The organism is Mesorhizobium sp. M4B.F.Ca.ET.143.01.1.1 (assembly GCF_004792275.1).
GTDB lineage: Bacteria > Pseudomonadota > Alphaproteobacteria > Rhizobiales > Rhizobiaceae > Mesorhizobium > Mesorhizobium abyssinicae.
On record NZ_SRSR01000015.1, the window covers coordinates 53,482 to 75,702 of the forward strand.

Consider the following 22,221-nt stretch of genomic DNA (forward strand, 5'->3'; position numbering starts at 1 on the left):
AACGGCCATGACGCACGAAGATCTTGGTCATCTGCTGGTCGACGCCCAGCGTATCGCAGCGTTGCCGGATGATACGCGCCTCGATTTCATCGAGGCAGGCGAATGCTGGATCGGCTATCCACGCGCGGAAGCCATTTTGACGCGTCTTCACAAGGTCTTCGTTTATGGACCGAACCGCGTGCGGCCACCCAACGTGCTCCTCGTCGCGCCGAGCAATAACGGAAAGTCGACGCTCATAGAGCGCTTTCGGCGCGACCATGATGCTCCGCCCGACGCCGGAGACGACGCCGAAGCGGAAGTGATGCCAGTCGTGGTGGTCCAGATGCCCACTGAGCCAACCGTTTCGCGGTTCTATGCCGTCTTGCTCGATGAACTCGGCGCACCTTCGATACGCCGGATCGGCAGAGGCGCGCGCAAGCATGATCTGGAACGCCTTGCCCTTGATATTCTGAAGAGCGTCGGGACGCGCGTTCTGGTCATTGATGAACTTCACAATCTGCTTGCCGGACGCCGGGATGACCGGCTCGAATTCCTCAACCTGCTCCGTTATCTCGGTAACGCCTTGCGCATCCCGATCGTCGGCGCGGGTACTCGCGACGCCCATTTTGCGATCCGGACCGATCCGCAGCTCGAGAACCGTTTCGAGCCGCTCGCGCTGCCGTTATGGGAGCCTGGCGCGGAGACAGCGACCTTGATCGCCAGCTTCACGGCCTCGCTTCCTTTGCGTCGCCCCTCGCCAGACCTGTGCCGGGCCGGAACCTTACGAGGCATCATCGAGCGCACCGGCGGCACCATTGGCGAGATACTGACGCTGATGCGAGCGGCCGCGGTGATCGCGATAGAGAGTGGAGAAGAGGCGATTACACCCGCCACGCTTGAGGGGGCCGCCTATCTCGGACCCGACGAACGTCGTTTCAGGCTTGAGCACGATCTGCCTCGTAGTGCTGCCGCCTGATGAAAGCACGACGCTTGCCTCTTCACCCTCGGCCGCTCCCGCACGAGGCGCTTTCTTCTTGGATTTGCCGCCTGGCAGCGGCTTACAGAATGAGCCCGCACCGTTTCATCGAAGCCGCGCTGTCGCCTAGTGTAAATCTCGGGATCCTCGATAACAATCCTGAGAACGGACTTGTTGATCGGCTGTCGGAACGCACTGGCGTGCCGATCGAGCGCGTGCGCGCCATGACGCTTTCCGGCTACGGCAGCATGCTCATGGGAGGCCCTGCTGAGCAGTTTACCGAATATGTTTGCCAGTTCGCCAGTCTTGCTCCCGCGGCCCCTCGGCGTGAGAGCCCGGTTGCCGGCCTCACCCCGGACTGGCGACCCTGGGTCTGTCACGACCTTCTCGATGACTATCCCCGCTCGTGTCGGCAATGCCTGGCCACGGATCAAATTCCATATACGCGCATTCACTGACGGGCGGCCTGGCTGATGAGTTGCCCCTTGCATGGCGAGATGCCGGAACCAATCTATCAGGGGACCGAAGATCCGGCCACCTCCTATGAATGGATGCCGGCGCGTCCGGCCGCCGCCGAACTCCTCGCTCTCGACCGGCTGACCCTCGCGGCCGTGACGACGGGCACGGTTGATCTTCCCTCGGGCGATCGGGTCCACGCCGGCATATGGCTGAGGACCATGCGGACGCTGACCGATGAGATAACCCGGCCCGCAGCACTCCTGCGACGTGGCGGCTATGACCGCATCACCCGGCTCTGGCGCGACGCAGGGCGCCAATTCCACTGCAGCCTTGGACGTCTGGTGCCGTTCGAGGCCATGCTCCCGAGCGGCGCGAACTCGTCTTGACCATAACCAGCCTGGCGGTTTCAGCCCTGTTCACCGGGAAGCTCACGGCGATCGAAGAAAACGCTTCCACCATACTGAGGCCGCCACCTCGCATGGACCTGCCGGATCTCATATCGCCTCGACCGCCCAGGCAGCGTTGGCCACGTGTACCCTGGTGGGACAATTGGATCGCCGAGGCAAGGCGTGACCCCCATATGGCGTGGCGCGTGCGAACGCTCCTCAATCTGTCGGCAGGCCGGCATGAGCGGGCGGAGATGGACAGCTATCTCGAAATGATAGGCGTCCCGATCGTGACGAGCCCGCCAAATGTGCATGCTGCCGCCTGAGATAACGACAAACAAGTGATTGTCGTCACTTTACAAGGCAGACTTCGGGAGCGTCGTTTCAGCCCCGCTTTTTATGCGGCAAACCCTGTCGGATTGTGGCAGTGTACGAGAACGTCTAATTCGAGGTTTATCGTACATGCTGATTGGCTACATGCGTGTTTCATCTGCGGACGAACGTCAATCGGTCAACCTGCAACGTGATGCGCTCATCGCCGCCGGTGTTGACGAACGTCATCTGCATCAGGATAGAGCCTCCGGCGCTCGCGACGATCGTCCGGGGCTAAAGGCTTGCATGAAGGAGCTACGATCCGGCGACATCCTGGTGGTGTGGAAGCTCGATCGCCTCGGACGTTCCCTTTCACATCTGATCCGGATCGTCGACGAGATGAAGGAGCGTGGCGTCGCTTTCCGCTCGCTGACCGAGCAGATGGATACCACCACGCCCCATGGGGAATTTCTGTTCAACATCTTTGGCTCACTCGCTCAGTACGAGCGGGCCTTGATAACGGAGCGGGTGACCGCAGGCCTAGCAGCCGCCCGACGGCGCGGGCGTAAAGGTGGTCGGCCACCCGCGCTGGACTCCGAGAAGATCGAACAGATCATCGCAGCTCTTGACGGAGGCGCCAGCAAGGCCTCGGTATGTCGCAGCTTCAAGGTGCCGCGATCGACACTCATCGACACACTGGAGCGCGTTGGTTGGACCGGGGCCGGAACAGACGCGCCAAAAGCCAAGCGCGTCGCCGTAAGAAAACAGTCTGCTTGACCTACTGAAGACGTCTTCTGGTCACTACTGAAATCGTCTTCTGAAATCGACAGCCCAAATGGGTGGTCTTTTGGCGCATGGCCAAATAGACTCGCTCTTTCAATTAATGAGCTAGGCCCGTAAGCTACGCGCATTGAGGTATATCTAAATGAGCCGAGAGTGCACGTCCCCGAACCGTTCGCGCAGCCGATCCATCAGTCCGGCATGAAAGCCCTATCGGGACACGTACAGCGTGCTGCACAAACATACCACCGGCCGATGTTCCAGTGCTTCGCGATGAAGTCGCTCGGCGATCGTTCTCTGGCTCCAAGGTTAAGCAAGCCGTTTCGGTAGACCTAAAGAATCGAGCTTAGTTGCTCTGCCCAACCTTTTTGATGTACTCGATCGGATGGGGTGCGAAAACGCGGCTTGGCATGTTCAGGCCAATTGCCGCACCTATTTCCGTTGCGAAGGTGGTGCAGTCGCTGAAGCCTAGCATGTAGTTCCCGGACGACTTCCATCTTTCGAATACCGTCCTTGCCTTCTCGTAAGCATCCGAGTTCACCGAGACGATGACCACATAATCCGGCTTCTCCCTTGAGTCGTCGAATATCTGCCCCGGCGACAACCCGAAGACTGCTTCGTATTTGGTCTTATCGGCTTGCGGATAGAAGCCTACGACCTGCTGGACAGTCATGTTCGCTGCGCTGTCCCCCTTATTCCAGATCACGAAGGCGTGGCCGAGATCGCCGTCCTGCGCAGCAAGCGAAACCGCGTATTCGGTGCTCTCGGAGCGGACTTTCTTATCAATGGATTTCTTTTCGGCAGCGATGGATGGCACTGTGGAAACTGCTAGCAGCAGCGCTGCAAGGTTTACAGTGAAACTACGCATGTATAGCCTCCAGTGATCCTGTCATTCTATGCGTCCGCCTCAGAATGAGATTCCTTTTAGGGTCGCTGCATCTGCATCATGTCCGGTCTGTTGGCTCTCGAGGGACTTGTATCTGGGAAGCACCGCGGCGGCGGTCTTTTGGGTTGACCGCGAGCCACAGCGTTCTTGTCATGCCGCGTATAAGGATCGCTGTCTTTTCATCACCAAGTTTTGTGAGCGCTACAGCCAGATCTGCCGGAAGATCTCGAGCTCTTGCAGTGCGGCTTTCGTCGCATCTCTGTCCGACTCTGTCCCCGTGCTTCAGCTTTCTCTGCCGCCGCAACTGCTGCCACTTCGAGATCCATCGACGGCCGCGTTGTTCTTTTTGCCCAAGGCTGGGGCGCAACGATGTGCCGGCCCATCCGTCGGGCTCCGAGAGATTCGACAGGTTGTGAGATGCCGGGAGATTCCAATAGGCGCAGAGTAGCATCGGTGATCCAATTTCCGATCGCCCAACGAGCCAGCTCAAGGGCAAAGCACGGCTAATATTCGTGGTCTTTTCCGTCCGCGCACCAAGTCGCATCGCACTTTTCTGCAGGAGGACTACCACACACTGCCGAGAATGTGGAATTGGGTGCAAAATTGAAGTCCACGCTTTGGCCTTTTTGCAAACTCTGCGCCCCATGCCCCGAAGCACCGCCATCACCGTAACATGCAAAAACATAGAGAACTGTGTCGCACGTTTTGTTAGTTATTTTGGATTGCCCTCCAACACATGTATTCGCTGCTTGGACTGGTCCGGCCGAAATGCCAAGTCCAACCAGGACGCCAGCTGTTACGAACAAGGCCACTCTGCTCAAAAATAAAACGCTTAGTATTTTCGACATGCATGGCTCCTATTTTCCTAGATTTCTTTCCACGATATCCGCCTTTCCTAGGTGCTGTCAACTCGGCAGAAGACCACCCGAGACTAATACTTAAATTTAATCACGAATAGTGCTGTAGTAAATTTCGACAGCCTGTTCGGTTGTGAGGAGATCCGCGCCTCTAATCTAATTACGACAACTCAAGGAACGGCACTCTGGCACTGAAGCGTGGGCCTGATGTCACAAAGGTCGTCCTGTCGAACATCTTGTCGAGCGTGACCGGCTCTTCACGATAGGACGCCGGCATGCGGAGATCGATCTCCTCGAGATAGATGACCATCTGGCCTTTGCCCAGTTCGCCCAGCGCGGAACCCGACAGATCGAAACTGTGTTTCCAGATCAGGTCGGGGTCGCCGTCCACATTCGCCTCCGGCATTTCCAACGGCAGATCCTCTTCGGGGAAGGAAGCAGACCATCCGTCCAGATTGACCGGCCTGCGGATGCGGTCGCCGGCATCGCCGCTTTCGTGGAACACGCTCGCCCGGATTTTCGGCAATTTCAGCCTGTCGAAGTTCTGCTTCCAGCCAACCTGCTTTTCGGCCGTTTCCGCAGGCAGGTCGTCGAAGTTGAGTTCCCTGATGCCGCGCGAGGCCCGCCCTGAAACCTCGATCGTCACTTTGCGGCTGGCTGCGAGCGCCGGGGCTTTCAACAGTTCCACGTTGACGCTTACTTTCCGCTTCGGCAAAAGCTGCATGTGCAGGGCGATAGGCTCGGACGTCGTCAGGTCCGGCGAAATCGCATTTTCCTGATAGCGTACGAGACCGAAGCGGACGAACGGCTCTGAGGCGCGATTGGCCCTGAGGTCGACATCGACATACCACTCCTCGCGGTCGAGGTCGAAGCACGGCTCGTAGGTCAGCAGAGAAACGGCAAGGAACTCGCGTTTTTCATTTTCCGGCGCCTTCTGCTTTTCGTCATCCTTGTTTGGCGGAGCGGCCTTCGGAATGGGCATACGTGCTTCCCCAACAAATTTCGGCCGGTGCGGATTGGATTCCGCATCGGTGGTGGGGGGCGATACGTCATCGCCTGGCTTTGAACCGGCGGAATTGTCCGGCAATGGAATGTCGGCGAACGCATTGGGCGGAATGAAGTTGCCCTCCTGAATGCTCTTGTCGAGACGGATGGGATCTCCTCCCCATCTCGTGAGATAGGCGCCGGCCGCTCCCAGATCGCGGTCCTGGAAATCTTTGAGCTCCATCGTTCGGCCGCCGTTCAGGACGAGGTTGTTATCGAGTTTCTGCCAGTTGAGCTGGTCATACCGTGGCGGCCACAGGACGATGCCGAGACGCTCGCCCTCGCCTGAACTGAACCAGCCGCGGCCCAGATAAATACGCGCCAGCGCGTGGCGCTCCACGACATGCTCGATTGTCGTCTTGCCCGCAACCGGCGTGGCCGAGCGCCGGAAGACGAAGGAAGGCTCTGGCTTGCGGGCGTCCGGAGAGGCAGGCGCCTTGGTCGACTTGATCCACAGCTCGATGGGTGTGGCCGCCCGCGTCGCCTGATCGACGCGCCTGAGGGGCTGGCGGCGGAACAACGTCTGCTCCTTCCCCTGTATATAGGTCGGCGCCGTTTCGAAGGCTGCCGCGCCCCGCGAAACCGCGACGAGATCCAGGGTCAGCTTGCGGGCAAGCGTGTCCTTGAAAACATGCGGACGCTGTATCTGCAGCGCTCTTTTCCGATTGGTCCTGTCGACGCCGTTGGGAGGCATGGCGACCGACTCCTCGATCGATGTCCCGTTGATCACGGCGGCAAACAGGGGCAGCAGCGAAACCTCCGTCATCCGCGCCCCCTCCTTCGGCAAGGTGAAGACTTCTGGCATGCAGGCATCAGCGTTCACCGGCTGCAGCGGACCGATGGCGTCGGTCGAAGGCAAGTTCCCGACGCTCAGCAAGGTCACCGGCTCGCGCGGCAGCGTTACCCTGCCATCCTCGGCGACGGCGAAGCCGACGACATCTGCGGGCATCGCATAGGCGTCGGCGCCGTTGGGCGTGGTAACGACAGGCCACCTACCGGACCGCCTGGAAATCAGGCTGCGGCCCCTGTCCGGCGCGTCGAGCTGGAAGCCATTGGTGGCCACGGTGGTGGCGATGACCTGGAAGGACTTGATCAAATCGAGGTCGACCTTCAACTTGCCGTCGATAATGAGGTCTGTTGCGTCCTGTTCATCGATATTCTTGCCGGGGGCGTTGTCGCAAACCGACGTATCCTGCGTACGGATCGACCGGGGCTTGGGGTCGTCTGAAAGCCAGTCGATGGTCTTGGATAGCGGCTTGTTGAGCGCGTGATGGACACGAAGGCTCTTGACCTCGGCGATTTCCTCGACCGGCCATTTTGACTTCATGGCTTTGAGCAGCGACTCGGCGACCTTGCGCCGATAGCCGGGGACAGGGATCTGCTGTCCGGCCAACCCGGTCAGGCTGTCCGAACCGCCAGGAGTGCAGTCGGCAATCACCGAGTCTCCGCAGATGGCCTTCAGTCGTTTCCGCGCATCCTCATCTCCGGCAGCGGCGCTTAGCTGCATCGCCATCGTCTCGGGCACCGAGAACCTGTCGGCAAGCGTGGCGGCATCCGGCAGGCAGCTCACTTCGAGGTCGAAATCCTCGCCCTGATACAACGTGATCTCTACGAACTGGACGCGGGCGCGTCTCATATCCTTGGCCGGAATTTTGCCGGCGATATCCATCGAGGTCAGTTGCGGCGCTTTCGCAATATCGGAGATCGAACGTGGCCGAGACAGGCGGACTCCCGCGACGCGAACCACCTTCACCGCCAAAGGCAGTGCGTGGGGATAGTTGCTCGCCTGATAGAGTGGAACCGCCAGCGCCCCATCGAGATACTTGTCGCTGCCCTTTATCTTTGCCCGCATGCTGTATTCAGCAATGGCGGGGTCCGGGAGATAACCGACCTCGCCGTTCTGGGTCGTGTTCTGGCCGCCGGGTTCGAAGACCGGAATGCCGCGCGGCGTGCCGTCCTTCACGGGAAAGACGGTTCGCGGATAGATGACGCCCTCGTCGTCAAGCGAATCGCGCCGCGTGCTGACCGCGACCGGGAACCCGCTCGGCCTTTCGCGCTCGTCCTCAGCGGTGACGGCATTGCCGTGATTCTTGCGCGGCGTGTAGCTGACGTCGCGCAGGCCCCCCTTGCGGATATCGGCGGCATTCGGATTGTCCAGCCTGCCATGAGCCGTGACGAGCTGGTGCGGCGCCTCCGGCGCGACGAAAACGCGGATCGTTTCCGTCGGGTTGGCGCGGACGTCCTTCCCGACATATTCGCCCTTGATATCGTCCGGAAGCTGGATTTCCGCGACCTTCGAATCCTCATCGTTCCACGAGCGGACGATCGCCTGGTCGACCAGTTCATATCCCATCTGCTTGAACCGATAATCGGCAAGATGCCGGGGCAGTAGAAGGATAGGGGCGCTGATGGACTCGTGTCGCAGATACCGCCGAGGCGCGACCGCCTTGACATAGTGCCCGTCCTTCATGACGTGCTTCTCGGCGGGGACGACCGTCCCGTGTGTGCTTGGGGTGGACAAAGACGGTGAGCCGCCGCCCAGGAACATGGAGCGGAAGCGGAACACATAAGGTACGCCGAAGCGAAGCGGAGGAGGACGCAAGCCGGCTTCGCCGGCGGCAGACCCCGGTAGATCGAGTATTCGATCGAAAGGCAGGCCGCTGGATATCGATTCGTTGCTCGGGCGGCCATCGGTGAGGACGCTCACCGGTGTGCCGTCCCATAGAAATATGGCCTCCTCAGCCACCGCTTCGAATTCGGAAATCTCGGCGTTGCCCGAAGTCTTCGGGACGAAGCGCGCCGCGGTCTGGAATGAGGTTTCCTCCAGCAGGCCCTTGCTGTTGGTCTTCGTCCCCATCAGCGCGTAGAGCACCGACTCGACGAGCTTGTCGTTCTTGCCGAAATCCAGGTCGACGAAGCGATGCATAAGACTCCGCCAGACAAGCGCATCGAGCAGCTTGTTCGCGGAGGCAACGGCCACGTCGACACGCCGCCCTATCGTCAATTCCTCGGCATGAAGGACGACAACGGATTCCTCCTCGCGAAGTTTGTCACGGTTGATGTCAGCGAGGGCGATATCGCGGGCGATCTGTTCGGACCTGCCACGATCCAGGATCGTGAAGCCCCCGGTTCGATGGGCTTCGCCGCGGTCGCGTCCGAGTGTCTTGGAATCTACTGATCGGCGGATGTCCAGTGAAGCGAGTTCGTAGCGCGGTCCGTACTCAGTTGTGGCGCCGAGCTTCCAGATGCCGTCCGACTGCTCCACGAGGTGCGCCTGCCTGTTTTCCTGCCCGGGCGCTTTCGTGTCGAACACAGAGACTGGCCAGAAACCCTGCTTGTGGAGCTTCGCGGCGGTCGCCACCTGACCCGTCGCGGACGCGCCGCCGTCTGCCGAAACCGCAAGATGCAGCCGGAGCTCCGAGCCGGGAGCGGCAATGGAGCCGAGGGATGCGATTTTTTCGTCGATCGGCGCTTCGAAATCGAAGGCCAGGCCGAAGAGGCGCGACAGAATCGGGTCGCCTTGCATCGCGAAATAGACGCCCCGCATCGCCATCAGCGCCGCCGTCTTTGCATCATCTTTCAAGGCTTGATCGTCGACGACAGGTGGAATGATCGCGCCTCTACCCTCGGTGCTTTCGTCCTTCTTGCCGACGAGTTCAGGGCGACGCTGCAGCCAGCCGCCATATTCCTGCGTGGCCCGCCGTGTCTGGCGCGCGGATTCGCCATCGCCTTCCCGCGGGTGCTGGGGATCGATCACGTCGGCAGCCTCTGGAATCAGATAAGGTCGGAGAGGCGCTCCATTTGCGATTCCAAGGGCCTTGTCATCGTTGAGAGCCTCCTTGATCTTGTCGTAGGCATCCTTGGAATAGGCGCGCTCTGTCCTGGTGGCATTGATGGCCGCAGCGAAGCGGTCGACTGCCGAGCCGACAGCCCCGAGGTCTTCCTTGCGCTCATCGAGCACGGAGAACGGCCCCGCATACTGCTTTGCAAGCACCCGGGCGGCGCGCACGGTCTCCTCTTCCACGGCCAGGTCGCTCTGCCTGACTGGCAAAACCGCGCCCACCGTCAATTTATCTTCGGACGCCGGCCGGTGCACGGCGATGGAGCCGTCTGGCGCGAGCGTGCTCCTTGCCAGTTCCTCGTCCCCCTTTTCGATTTGCTCAGGCGTGCCCGTGGTGCCCGAATAACTGCCTTTCAGATCGGCCTTGTGCTTCGAACCCTTGAGCGATTGGGCAATGTCCTCTGCGAGTTCTTCCCAACTCGCGCCAGGTTCGGTCAGCGCTTTCTTCCATAGGTCGTTGATTTTCAGCCAATCGCCGCGCCGCGGCTCGGCAGCAGCGGCACCTTCGTCCATTCTGGTTCGGCGATCTCGGGAATATCGCCTCCGATCTTGCGGACCCAAAGCATCAGTCCGCCGTCCGGAAACGGCGAGTTGCCATCCCGCAATCCTTGCGCCATGGCGCTCGGCCAGTTCTCCAGTTCGAACGCCCCGGCATCGCTGCTCTGCTGGGGCGTCGCGATCACCGTCAGGCGCAGGGTCTTTTCATCCTTGAGGCCGTTGGCCACCGCGCGGAACAGCGGCTTGACCCTGGAACCACTCATCACATGAACTCCTTGGTCAGATTGGTGTCGAAGTACGTTGCGTAGGTTTTCCAGTCGCGCGCCTGGTCGGCGGCCCTGATCAGGATTGCCGAGGCAGCGGGCGCAAAAGGAGCAGTCGTGGAGGTCGAGCCGGTCGTAATGAAATCGACATCCGCGTCGAGCGCGGCGAAGCGCGTCTTCCCGCCGGACAATGACGCCTGCTTGCCGAGCGCATTCTCCTTTTTGTACGCGGTGATCGAATAGTCATAGTCGGCGATGCCGAGAGAGAACGAGAACGAATAGATTGCCTCGCCATACATCTCACCGCCCGCCGCGGTTCCCAGCCTGACGTAGAGCGACGTCGCGAAGTGAAATATCCAGACGCTGGCTGAACCGCCCGCGAAGAACGTGCCGTATAGTTCGGTCGTCTTCCTGCCATCGCTCTTGATGACGCGCACGAAGACGCCGACCTGGATGCGGCAGCTTGCCTGGAACGGACCGTACCCGATGGCCGCACCGCCGCCATATTCGAACGAGGCCTCGAATCCCCTGACCCCGTCGGCGGCGGCGAAGATAGCGAAGTAACCCGAGCCGACAAAGGGGAAGACGCCCATGGTGAACGGGGAAAGCCGACGTCCAAGCGATACTTTGAACAGCGATTCCTCGTTGCCGAAGGGGAGTTCGGCCGACACATTCAGCGAGACGTTGAAGAAGGAGGTCGCGCCGATGCCGATCGTCCCCAGATTGATACCGTATCCGACCTCGATGCCGGCGGTGCGGGTCATTGGCTGGATGAAGACGCCGTTGCCATCCTTGGGCGAGAGGTAGCTTTGCAGCTTCTGTGCGAATTCCAGGTCGCGGCCGATCACGAAGTCCTGGTAGACGACATCGAAGCGCGGACTGGTGTTGTTGGTCACGGTGAAGGCCGCGCCACCGAATTTGAGCCGCAGCGCGTCAACCACGCCGCCGATCAGGTAGATTTCGAACGGCCCGAGGCTCGCCGTGGCGCTGAAATCGGACCTCTGTTTCAAGAGGTCGATGGTCGCGCGCAGGGTGATGCCGAAGGGCGACCCCGGAAGCGGCCGGAAGATCGCCTGTGCGCCGGGGTCCTTGTCGACCGTCGAATTGAAGTCATAGCTGAGATTGATCTTGGTCGGTATCAGGCTGGAGATCGCATCCTCGATCTGGTCGCGGAAGGCTCCGAAGTCGATCGCGTCAAGCACGTCGCCGCGCATGAGGTCCTTGGCCATGTCGTCGGCCTGCGACAGGATCACCAGCGGTGCCGCCGTCCTGGCTGACCAGCCATTCAGAAACGCCACGACGCGGCGACGGTGGCCTTGCTCCAGCTTGCCGTCGTCAATCGCCGCAACGTCCTCTGCCACGCTGGCCTCCTGCGCCAGCCGGTCGCAATCCGTCATCGGATTGACGGACGTTGCATCGTCCACTTTGCACTGGTCGAGACTTTCGTTCTCGTCGCGGGCCAGCACCTGGACCGGTGTAACGAGCAGCGCCTTGCGCGCCGCGTCGCTGAAGACTGGAACGCTCTCGGCCAGTTCGAGCAGGTCGTTGCGCTGCTTCTTGAGCTCGGCATAAGCAGCATTGACGACAGAAAAGGCGCCGGTCGAAAGCAGTGCCTTTTCTGCCTCCTGCCGAAGCTTTTCGGGCGCGCCCGTCACGCGCTCCTCGAGCATGCGCCACTCGCGGATGACGCCGGTCTCGGCGTTTCTCAGCGCCACTTCGACGGCATGATAGCTGTTGGCAGCATCGTCCGGATTGAACAGCTTCAGGATCTTGACCTTGGCGCCGTCGGGACCGACCTCAGCGTCGACGAAATCCTTGAGGGTGGAGAGGTTGGCTGGCACGGTGGAACCGTCGAAGCTGAGCAGCTTCTTCTTGAGTTGGACGACCGCAGCGGTCAGCGCCTGCATTTCCTTGCTAAGGTCGAAGCCGAAACTCGAGGCGACCGCCGCCAGTTTTGGCAAAGCTTGCTCGACCTGCTCGACGGCGCCGGCCGCACCGAAAGCCGACTTTCCGATGAGCCCGAGCGCGAAGTTGGTGACCGTTGTAAGCTGGGCCACGATCTCCTTTTCAGCCTTGTCGATTGCAGCCTTGGCTGTCGTGATCGCCTGCCTGACATCGTCGGCGATGCCCTCAAGCTGGTTCTTGTCCAGAAACGTCTGGAGAACTGCCACCCCGCCGCCGATTATCCCGCCGGCTTTCAGGACAAGCTGGTTGCCTGGCTCTTTTGCAAACTGCGACAAGCGCTTGACGATGGTCTCCAGCCTGTTGCCAAGGCTTTGGCCGAGCTGGCGGAGCCGGCGCATGAAATCGCCGAGCGCCGTCTGCAATGAACGCACAGTCTTCGGATCGGGATCGGGGAAGTTCTGCAACCCACGGGTCAGGACGACGATATCGACAATATCGCCGTAGAGGCCTTCCAGATCGGTGATCAGGCAGTCCTTTCTGTCAAGTTTTTCGCCTTGGACGAGAAACCGGACCGCCGCGATGAAGTTCAGGAGACCATCTGCCCCGAGCCCGGTTTCGCCAGCCTTCTTGGCGGCGTCGTCGATCTTCCCCCTGTTGTTTTCAATCAGCGACTTGAGTTTGTCGAGAGAAGTGTCCGCGCTTGCCGCAGGATCGATGAGTTTGTCCAGTTCGCCTATTTGCCTGCCGATTGCCGCGAGCAATTCATTGCTGGCCACAACGGTAGCCGAGTTCTGAAGGCTGTATATCGGCAGCGGGCCTGGCGTTTTGGGCACATAGGCAGGGGCACTCAGAACATCGACCGCTAGACGTTCCTTGGCGAGAACCGCGCCCTCGCCGTTGTTCGGAACAATCGCGAAGACATTATCCTTGAAGACGGCCCTCGCCTGGGTAACGATTTCCGTCACCAATTTCTGCTCGACACCATCGACCTCGGCCTTCACCGCGGCGATGTCGATGCCGAGCACGTTCTGCGCAAACGAACCGCTGGCTCTCAGGATCGTCTCGCTGTCGCCTCCTTCGATCGCCTTTGCGAACGCCTTGCCCTCGCGGATGGTGACGTTGAGCCGGTCGATGCCGGTGACGACGGCGTTCAGCTCGTCTGGGTACTGGCCGGCGACGTCGAAGACGGCACCCAGTACCCGCTTTTCGAGCTGGTCCGCGTAGCTGTCGAGTATCGCATTCAGTTGCTTGACGGCATCCTTGACCGCTACCTCGGCGCCGGTCGCCGCCGTGTCGAGCGCCTTCTTGGTTTGGGCGATTGCTTCCCCGGCGCTTGCCTTGACCGCATCGCAATAGGTTTTGAGGCCTTCCTCGATTGCCGGTACAGGATCTTCGCCGCGGAACACCTTGGCGAGCGCGCTGGTCAACGTCGATTTGAGCGCATCCGCCGACGTCTTCCTTAGGTCAAGGATGAGCGTGTCGGCGATACCGCCTTCCCTGGAAGTTGCATCCCAAAAATCCTTGGCGGTGGTCTCTACGTCGACAATCAGCAGCTTCGTCAGTGCGCGAAGGTCCGGAGGCAAAGATGCCAACGGCATGAGGTTGGCGAGTTCGGACGCACCTTTGCTGTCTGCAACGCTTCGATTGGAGCTGTCGGCAAGCTTCTCGAATATCCAGTTCGTGACATATTCGGCGGCTTTGTCGGGCGCGGCCTGGACGAACTGCTCGACGAACGTTTTGAAGCTGTCGGCAAGACCTTGGACCTCTTTCAGTATGGCTTCGAGCGAAGCGATTTTTTCGCGCAGGTTGGCGGTAACAGCCTCTTCCAAACGTTCGATCGGGTTGGACGCGATGATCGCTAGGCCGCGGATGAGTTCCTTGGCCGCGGCATGGACGGCAGCAAGCTTGGGGATGAGGCTTGCCGCGTCTTCGGTCGCCAGCGCATCGTCGAGCGATTTTTCCAGCTTGCCGAGTCCGCTGTCCACTTCCGGATAGATGGATTTGAGGCTGAGCGGACTTTTTTCGCCGAGCTCTTTCAACCCTTTCTGCAGATCGGAGGAGGTGTCTGCCACCTTTTGGTCGAAGAGATCCCATTCACGGCGCAACAGCGCAACTGCCTCGCGCAGAGGCACCAGAACCCGGCTGCGTATATCGCCACTCAACTCGTCGGCCTCGCGAAGCGCCGCCGTGCCGAATTCCTGCAGTTCCTTGAGAACCGGGACGCTGTCGAACGACAGGCCCAGCAGCCGCATCAGATGCTTGAGCTTGACGGTGCCCAAGAGCTTGGCGTCCATGCTGAAGAAGGAGCTGATCTGCTTGATAGCCTCCGACGCCTGCCCCATGGCACCATAGGGATCCTGATCTTCTTCGTTTTCTTTGGGAGGTTCCGGGGTCGGTTTCCGCTCGACCGCGCCATTGAAATAAGCCGCCAGCGAAAAAAGCACGCCGCGTTGCACAAACTCCCGGAGTTTGCTCTCGCTCGGCTTGCCGCTGTCATACTGCAAGGGATCGCTTGGCGCGCTTTGCCCCGGCGCCGTGCTCCACCATGTCGCCTCGTCGCCGCCGAGGGGCCCTTTGCTGCGGCTGATGGCGACGATGTTGGAGTTGGGGCGCGCAATGCCGCCGGAACGGTCGCCACTGTTGCCCATGTCGAGCGGATACATGTTGCGCAAGACCAGGAAAACTTCCTGCGGGTTGGCGTCCTTTCCTGCCGGCTTCGCATACCCCTTGGGCGGCTCCTCTCCGGGGAACCCAAAGAGGACGTAGTGGCCGTCATACTGGACCTCGACGCGCGCCTGCCTGCCGCCGCTCATGCGCTCGACCTGGCCGAGCCTGATCTTGGCGAACTCCATCGCTGGATAGAAGGGTGGCTGGCTCGCGCCTTCCAGCACGCCTGTCGTGACGAAATTGTCCTCCGCCTCCAGCTGGCCCGCCCAGCTATCGCTGCTGGCGGACAGGAGGCGGCCTTGCGACCGCACGACGATCTGCTCAGTCTCGAACTGCGCCTCGCCGCTCTTGCTGTTCGGCGCGTAGTCGATCTTGCGCCCGGCCAGCCGGAGCGTGCGGGTATAGGGCGGCCGCAGCGTGCCCGGCTGCACATCAGCCTCCGGCACGAGGCTGTTGTAGTAGTCGCACGCGGCTTTCAAAGAATGAGCGGACGTCGCTGCGATGTTGTCGAGGAACAGCATCGGCAGTTCGGTCGGCGCGCCGTCAATGGTTACTGGGAAGCGAAACACTCCTTGGTCCGTGACGTCCGTGCGTGGCCAGAATGCTAGGCCGGGGCCCTGGTCCAGCCAGATTTTTCCGCTGAGGCTGACCGGGTGGTTCTTGTCCAAATCGCCGTCGATCGGGAAGGTCGGGTCAAGGATATCCGGCGTCTTGTCCGCCGTCAGCCGCACCTTCTTTGCGCACCACAAGCGCCCGCCATGCGGCTGGCCCATGGCCCCGTAAAGCTTTTCGGGATCCGCCATGCGCAGGAACATGCGCTGCCGCAGGATAGCCTTGATGCCGTGGCCCTCGACGCGCAGGAACATGCGCTCGGTCAATTTGACGAACGACGCCTTGTGGCCGAGCGGCAGGAGATAGCCCTTGTAGACCACCTCGGTGCGGATATCGCGTCCAAGCACGATGTCCTGCTGCAAGGTGTCGATGGAGAAGCCTTCGAAGATCTTGCGGCCGAATATGTCATTCGCCCCAGCGGACGGCTTGAACGCCGTTTCGTGGAGGAGCGAGCCGCCCAGCGCCGTCAGCGACAAGGCCTTGACGTCCAGCGGCACAGGCTTGTGCAGAGCCTGGTCGTCAGTCGCGTCCAGCAGCACGAATCTTTCCCCGGGTTCGATCTGGCCGGATTCTGCGATCAGGCCGCCGCCTTTCTCGGGGTCATTGTCCTTGCCCGGCAGGCGCTTGCCAATAACCGGCAGGCCATAGGCCGAGGTCAGCAGGACGAGCTGGTGCCGATCGAACGCGTCGAGCGATGTCCGGAAATAGGTATAGTCGCCTTTTGGAAGATCCTTGCGGACCCTCATGCGCTCCATGAGCCAGCGCGCCAGCCGCGAGCCTGCAAATTTGGGCGCGGCAATCTCCGTGAGAGTCTGGCTTTCGAGCTGTTCGAGTCCGATGAACCAAGGCGCATAGGGGCCGCGTGGAGGCGGGCCTTCTCCGGGCAGTCTCGGAATTGATTCGAGTCTGCGCGGCGCGAGCGCCGTGGTGCGCAGGTCCGGCGAGGACACGGCGCGCACCCATGGGTTCTCCCCTTGCGTCGCGAGCCGCACAGACCAGAGGTCGTATGGATATTCGTTGGTGAGCGGGTTTCCGGCGACCGAAGCGCCGTTCTCGAGCTCGGGCAACGCCTCGTTGGCGGCTGGTACGGGGGTGGGTAAAGTCTTGTCGGGACTGAACACCTCTTTTGGCATCCGCCGATTTGTGTACCACACCGCATCCTGCGCCGTGGACAGGATCAGGCGCGACGGCAGTTCGATGGCCGTTTCGAAGTCCAGCGGCTCTCCAGGGAACGGACGGTCGTGGCCGTCTTCGAGCGACGCGACGCGCTCGCTCTTGAGTGCGGCGCGCACTTCGGCCATGCGCGCTTCACCATTGGTCGGCGCTTCGGTGAAGCCCTGGAAGCGCATCATCGCCTGGTCGCTCGGGTTCACAGCCCGGTTGCCCGGACGCGGCAGCGTGCCGGATGGCAGGGTCTGGAACAGTTTGCGCGCACGTTTCGTCACGGCGGGCTCGAACCGCGACCATTCGGTCAGGCCCTCGAAGGTGAAGGGAATGGGCCTGAACCGCGTGTTGCCCGCGCCGGAGACGGCGAGGCCGTCCCCGCTGCTGGGCATCGTGCCGGCCTCGCGCGCGTCGACGCCGATCTGCGCCTCGCCATTCACGCGGAACGCCAGGCGACTCGGGCCGGACAACCTTGCGCCCATGAGCTTGTCCAGCGGATCCTTGCCCAGCGCACGGTTGAGGAAGGCGTCGACGATCCTGTCGTATCGCGGCCTGATGTCGCCGTAGGTCTTTGGCCGGTTGTTGTCGATCAAGTATTCGACCTGCATCCAGGAGTTCTGATCGAGCTGCGGAATGCCGCCCGGAATGGCCGAAGGGTCGCCCGTAACGGATTCCCGCCAGAAGGCGCGGAAGACGCCGTAGAGGGGCTCGAGCGACTCGAGCAGCGCCTCGTTGCGCAACGCGTTTGCAAAGTTCTCCTGCTCGCCGGACAGCGTGATGTCTTCGAGCCGCTTCGTCAGCGGCCCAGCGACCTGCGCCTTTACGCGCTCCAGCATGTCCTGAAGGCTTTTCAGGACGCCCGCTCTGCCCTTCTCCCGCATCAGCCTGCGCGCGACGCCCATGGCGTCCGGGTCGAGGGCGAACGGGCCGATATAGACATATTGATCGGCCGGCGGGCGCCAATCTTTCGGCAACTTCGCGATCTCGCCGGGCAAGCCGTCTGCAATCTCGTGGAACGGGCCTTGCGGCCCCTCCTCGTCCTCCTTCTTTTTCTTGGCGTGCTGGACCTTCTTTCGGTATTCTGTCCGGGCCTGCTCATCCGTGATGCTTGCAAGATGATCCAGGATCTGCTGGCGCGAGCCCTTGATGGGTTCTTTTTCCGGATCTTCCTTTTCTTGCAGGACGTCGAGATCGATATCGGGCAATTGCGGGGTTTCCGGAAGAAACACCGCCTCCTCCATGACGTGCTGCGGGTCGAATTCCGCCACGAGGATCGGACGGCTGTCCTGGACCGCGCCGTCCTCACCGACGCGCACCCTGGCGTCATCCCGGGCGGGCCGGATGCTCGGATTCGGATCGTAATGCAGCAGCAGATCGTGGAAGCGTAGACGCACCTTCATCAGGTCGTAGTCGCGGGCGCAGGTCAGCGTTGCGCGGGAAAGATCGATCACCGCCAGCGGCTGCGCGAGCGTCGAGGGAGCGCCCGTCCACACAAAACTGGTCGACAGGGAGCGCGGATATTCGCCTCCGGACAGTTCCTGGATCGGCGCACCGTCCTCGAAGGCGAGACGGAGTTCCGTCCGCCGGAAGGCCAGCCTGCTAAAGCTGGCGTCCGGCAATGCGGTTGCAACGCCGAGGAGCGTCAGATCGACATGGATGCGCCTAAGACGCGAGTCGCCCGGGCTCGACAGCTCGCGGTCGGCCAGCGCGTGGATCGAGGCCTCGGGTACGCCGCCGCGATCGCCGTTCGCGGCCTGGAAGAAGGGCGCCAGCCGGTTGCGGTCCTGCTCCTCGGCTTTTGGCTCTTCCTCGCCGACCTTGGGAGGCTCGCAGACATCGTCCCCGGACTTCTTGGCTGCGGCTTCGTCCTTCTTGTCCGTAGCCTCAGCCGGCTCTTTGGAGTCTTTGTCCTTCTCCAAATCGAGACGCAGGACGGGCTTGTCGATGCGCAGGGGTCCGATCGGGGAGTCAATCGTTCCTGGCCCGCCGAACGCCTTTTCTTGCCCTTCCTTGTTTGGGTCCGCTTTTCCGGTGGGGTCAGACGCCGCCTTTTCCGGTACTCCAGGCAGCATAATCAGGGGTTCGCCTGCGCCGTTCGTATTACCCCACAGCACCGTGCGCAGGACGCGCTTCAAGCCGTTCGCGCCTGGAGTGGTAGTCTGCGCGATGGTCAAGCCGTTCACCGCAACGCGGTCCACGAGCGCCGCCTCGCCGGAACGAATCGCCACGACCGCCGCCGTCAGACTGAGCGCGCACACCGCCTGGGATTGCGCCGGCAAGAAAGTCGCCGCGCCGACGATGACATCGAGCCTCGCCGTCCTACCCTCTGGCAGCCTTACTCCGAGATGGTGACCTCCGGCATTGCCATGGCGGTATATGCCGTCCGTTGCCGCCAGCGACAGGCTCTCCGACGTCGCTTCTCCGGAAAAATAAATGATGTCTCGCGGGGAGCGCGCCGTTGTCTCGCCAGCCGCCACCCCACCAGCGCCGCCGTCTTCCTGATCGGATTTCTGCTCCTTGAGCCGCCGCCAGGCGAAGCTCAGGCTGGACGACCTGATCTTTCCCTCATGCGCGAGCAGCCTCGCCGAGTCAAGCGCCTCGACATGCCAAATGAGATGCCGGTCGAGGGACACGTCGAAGACGCTTTTCGACGGCGCGGCTGCGGTGACCAGGTGGCCGAACGTGACCTGCAGCGTCTTGCCGACCCGGCCGGCCTCCACAAATTCGGCGGGGCGCAGCCGGCTCGCCAGCGATGTCGGCTTTCCGTTGGTCAGGGCCTTGTCCGGCTGCTTTTCCGTTTCGCCGATGAAGCGCCCGAGCTCAACGGAGCTGCTACTGACGATCGCCTCGGTGCTGCCGCTGGACCTCAGCCACAGATCCGTCTCGTAGGCTATCTTCCAGCGCGGTCCGAGTCGCGTGAACCGGAAAGCGACATAACCGGCCTTGTTGACCTTGCCACCCTTGCTGGTCGGCGTCTTGCCATCGGGGTCCTGCCAGGTGAAACGCAGACCGTATTGAACGCGCCTGACATAGAGGACTCGCTCATAGGCATTTTTAGCATCGACTGGACGGGCGTCCGGCTGACCCATGTCGAAAAATGCGTCCTTGCCGAACGCCGCCGCAGGCACGTCCCACACGCATGCGACGCAACGGACCTCGGAGAGCACCTCCGTGGACTTGCCAGCCTTCTTGACGAAGTCCTTATATACGTCGACCTTGATCTCGCGAACGGAAACGGAGGACTGGTTCTCGGAGATGACCAGTTCGAGATCGTACCAGCTCGAACTGTATTCCGCCTCGGCGGATGCGACGCCCGAATAGAGAACAGCGGGAGAAGCAACCAGCCCGCCAAGCAACGCGCGTCGCGTCAGTCTGGGGTTGGCAACCTCCTGCCAACCAACAGGCAAACTCCCATGCAGCGGCGATCCGCTGCCATCGAGCAAACAGGCCAAGACATCCCCCCTTTTGGCCGTCGCGACAGCAGTCGCCGACCTTGTTTATGCAAGTTGATGCACCCGCTGGTACTCGTCAATACGAATTCTTCGCAAATGGAAAGTCATTGAACATTTTTTCATTGCTTTCTTGGCAGTCTAAAGCATACTGCTTCTACAAGAAAGAAGAGGGTAGCTGCGCAGCAGTGCGCCACCCTGTTTTATTTTGTTGCGCAGACCAGCGGTGTGCGAGCTGGAGTAGCAGGGCGGAAGGCCGCGACAGTAATCCGTTGCGCCACGAGCAGTCAGTTGGCAGCATTTCCACAAGACGCGGGTAGTGGACTGAAATAACCATGGGATCATTTAGTGCTTGGCATTGGCTGATCGTCCTTGCCGTCATCATGTTGCTCTTCGGACGAGGCCGTATCTCGGCGCTCCTGGCCGATATAGGAAAAGGCATTGGTGGCTTTCGCCGCGAGGCGCGCGAACTTTCGAGCGGCCAGGACGCGCCGCGCAGAGTCCCAGTTGCTGTGGCCTCGCCGGCTCCTGTCCATCCCGGAGGGGATCCGGCCGCAAGCAACGACGGGGCGTTGGCAGACGGGCCGTTGTCCGCGTCCCAACCCCCAGGGGCTAAGTGGATGCCGGCAACCTGGTCAAATCCGAGTAGGTAGCTTACTCCTTCTCACATCGACGGCGCGAAAAGTGATGCGCACAGCTATGATTGCCGCGGTTGCATGCTTGAGTCTCGGTGCGAGCACCCTCAAGGCTTTCGCCCAGTGTTACTGCGGTCCGGACTTTTGCCAGTCAGATCCACGTGTAGGAATTGCATTGGAATCGAAGAAGGCAGAACTTAGGAATGCAGGTTGCCCGGATCGACTGACTGCCCCGGTCGACAGTGGCGACCAATGCGTGGCGCGGTCTCGCCGGCTGCAGTGCAAGTCAGGTCAAGCGGGTGTGGGCGGAATATCAGCGTGAAAATCCGAAAGGAATTAGCGCTGCCGACAAATAGCGTGAACCCAGCCGTATAGGGGGCGACCCCAGATTCATCACTTTCGTGTCGTGACGCCTACCAGAGAATTTGCTGGTGAACTGACCGGCCAACGCCAAACTCATGCTCGCCGGGCCGACTTGTCAGCAGACGAGAGAAACCGCTCAACGGCCGCGCCTTAGTAACCGCTTCAAGCTCAAGCCGGCCAACAAAATGTAAGGCGGCATGGCGAGCGAATAGTGACCACAGTTTAATTCCAAAATATTTGGCCTAGCCCCGGCGTCCCTCAGCCTCTGCATGAACCTCTCGGATAGCTCTAGCAACACCACTTTGTCTCTCTTAGCCAACACAACCTGAAGATCGAGATCAGGCCGTGCCAAACTATGCGCGTAATTCTCCAAGTTAAGTGGACCCCAGGCCCTTCTGAGATCGGTCAGCTCAATCTCAGGCTCAAGGCTATCGCGTATCGATCGTGTCGCCCGGCCCGTCCAAACCATATCCGCTAGACTCCCCGCCGTCAGAAACAACGAGGCTTTTGACACAGCCAAGTCGTGTGCCGCGACGATGGCCGCAACCCAGGAACCTAAGCTCATTCCGAGAACCGAAATCTCTCGATAGCCTTCGCTTTTCAACCAACGTATGAGTTTTCGCCCATCCAACACTGCCTGCCTTACAGATTGGATCGTTCGACCGAGATTAGGGCTAAGCATATAGTCGGCGTGCACGGAGCCGGGACGGCTGCGTTCGAAGTGATAAGGCATAGCAATCTCGACAACCGTGATACCACGCTGCGAGAAAAAGTTGGCAATCTGACGATTCCGGGCGCTTGCATTCCAATGGTGAAAAATCACCATCGACTGATCGAACGACCCGCTTTCTGTGATTTTCGCCGAGACGACATTGTTCTGTTCGATTTCAGTAGAAATGTCCGATGGAAATTTGAGCCACCCATCTAGCCTTTCAAAACCCTGATCACTCACACTCGGCTCATCGAAAAAGGTTGGATCAGCCACGGCTTGGTCCGCAAGGGCACAGAATTCCTCGATACTTGTTATCTTCTTCGCACCTGGAAAGGCGCGTTCCGCGTCAAGGACGAAATCCGTTGGTTTCTTCCCTTCCTCTCCGCGAAGGGCCCGGCGTTCGTCCCAACGATCGAGCCAACTATGAAACACT

The 22,221-nt window shown here is 60.8% G+C and carries 10 protein-coding genes; 5 read left to right on the top strand and 5 right to left on the bottom strand.

All coding sequences use genetic code 11. The features are described from left to right. Positions 1-7: 7 nt before the first annotated feature. The 4 genes from EN786_RS28185 (at position 8) to EN786_RS28200 (ending at position 2,889) form a co-directional block, all read left to right on the top strand. A complete protein-coding gene (locus EN786_RS28185) occupies positions 8-955 on the top strand; it encodes a TniB family NTP-binding protein (protein WP_135909098.1) in 948 nt (315 codons plus the stop codon). Continuing rightward, a complete protein-coding gene (locus tag EN786_RS28190; protein WP_128347183.1) occupies positions 955-1,413 on the top strand; it encodes a TniQ family protein in 459 nt (152 codons plus the stop codon). Before EN786_RS28185 ends, EN786_RS28190 begins: the two co-directional genes overlap by 1 nt. Positions 1,414-1,440: 27 nt before the next feature. Continuing rightward, positions 1,441-1,800, top strand: a complete 360-nt coding sequence (locus EN786_RS28195) for a hypothetical protein (RefSeq protein WP_128347182.1) — start codon at positions 1,441-1,443, stop codon at positions 1,798-1,800. Between the two features lie 462 nt (positions 1,801-2,262). Continuing rightward, positions 2,263-2,889 (top strand): recombinase family protein, encoded by a 627-nt coding sequence (locus EN786_RS28200; protein WP_128346997.1) that lies wholly within the window; start codon positions 2,263-2,265, stop codon positions 2,887-2,889. A gap of 349 nt (positions 2,890-3,238) precedes the next feature. Here EN786_RS28200 and EN786_RS28205 read toward each other — a convergent pair whose 3' ends face one another. The 4 genes from EN786_RS28205 to EN786_RS28220 form a co-directional block, all read right to left on the bottom strand. Continuing rightward, positions 3,239-3,760: a hypothetical protein gene (locus EN786_RS28205; protein WP_128346996.1), complete on the bottom strand. Its 522-nt coding sequence runs from the start codon at positions 3,758-3,760 to the stop codon at positions 3,239-3,241. Positions 3,761-4,795: 1,035 nt separating this feature from the next. Further along, the gene (locus tag EN786_RS28210) at positions 4,796-10,033 is read right to left on the bottom strand and encodes a hypothetical protein (protein WP_135909103.1); all 5,238 of its coding nucleotides are present in this window, start codon (positions 10,031-10,033) and stop codon (positions 4,796-4,798) included. Next, on the bottom strand, positions 9,985-10,281 hold the full coding sequence (locus EN786_RS28215; protein WP_128347014.1) for a hypothetical protein: 297 nt from the start codon (positions 10,279-10,281) through the stop codon (positions 9,985-9,987). Before EN786_RS28215 ends, EN786_RS28210 begins: the two co-directional genes overlap by 49 nt. Further along, the gene (locus tag EN786_RS28220; RefSeq protein ID WP_135909105.1) at positions 10,281-20,072 is read right to left on the bottom strand and encodes a hypothetical protein; all 9,792 of its coding nucleotides are present in this window, start codon (positions 20,070-20,072) and stop codon (positions 10,281-10,283) included. Before EN786_RS28220 ends, EN786_RS28215 begins: the two co-directional genes overlap by 1 nt. 341 nt (positions 20,073-20,413) lie before the next feature. Between EN786_RS28220 and tatA the strand changes: the two genes are divergently transcribed. Beyond that, positions 20,414-20,731 (top strand): twin-arginine translocase TatA/TatE family subunit, encoded by a 318-nt coding sequence (gene tatA / locus EN786_RS39345; RefSeq protein WP_128346950.1) that lies wholly within the window; start codon positions 20,414-20,416, stop codon positions 20,729-20,731. A gap of 481 nt (positions 20,732-21,212) precedes the next feature. On the opposite strand, the gene EN786_RS28230 is transcribed toward tatA, so the two are convergent. Further along, positions 21,213-22,220, bottom strand: coding sequence for a dienelactone hydrolase-related enzyme (locus EN786_RS28230; protein ID WP_128346951.1), 1,008 nt, complete (start codon positions 22,218-22,220; stop codon positions 21,213-21,215). Position 22,221 lies beyond the last annotated feature (1 nt).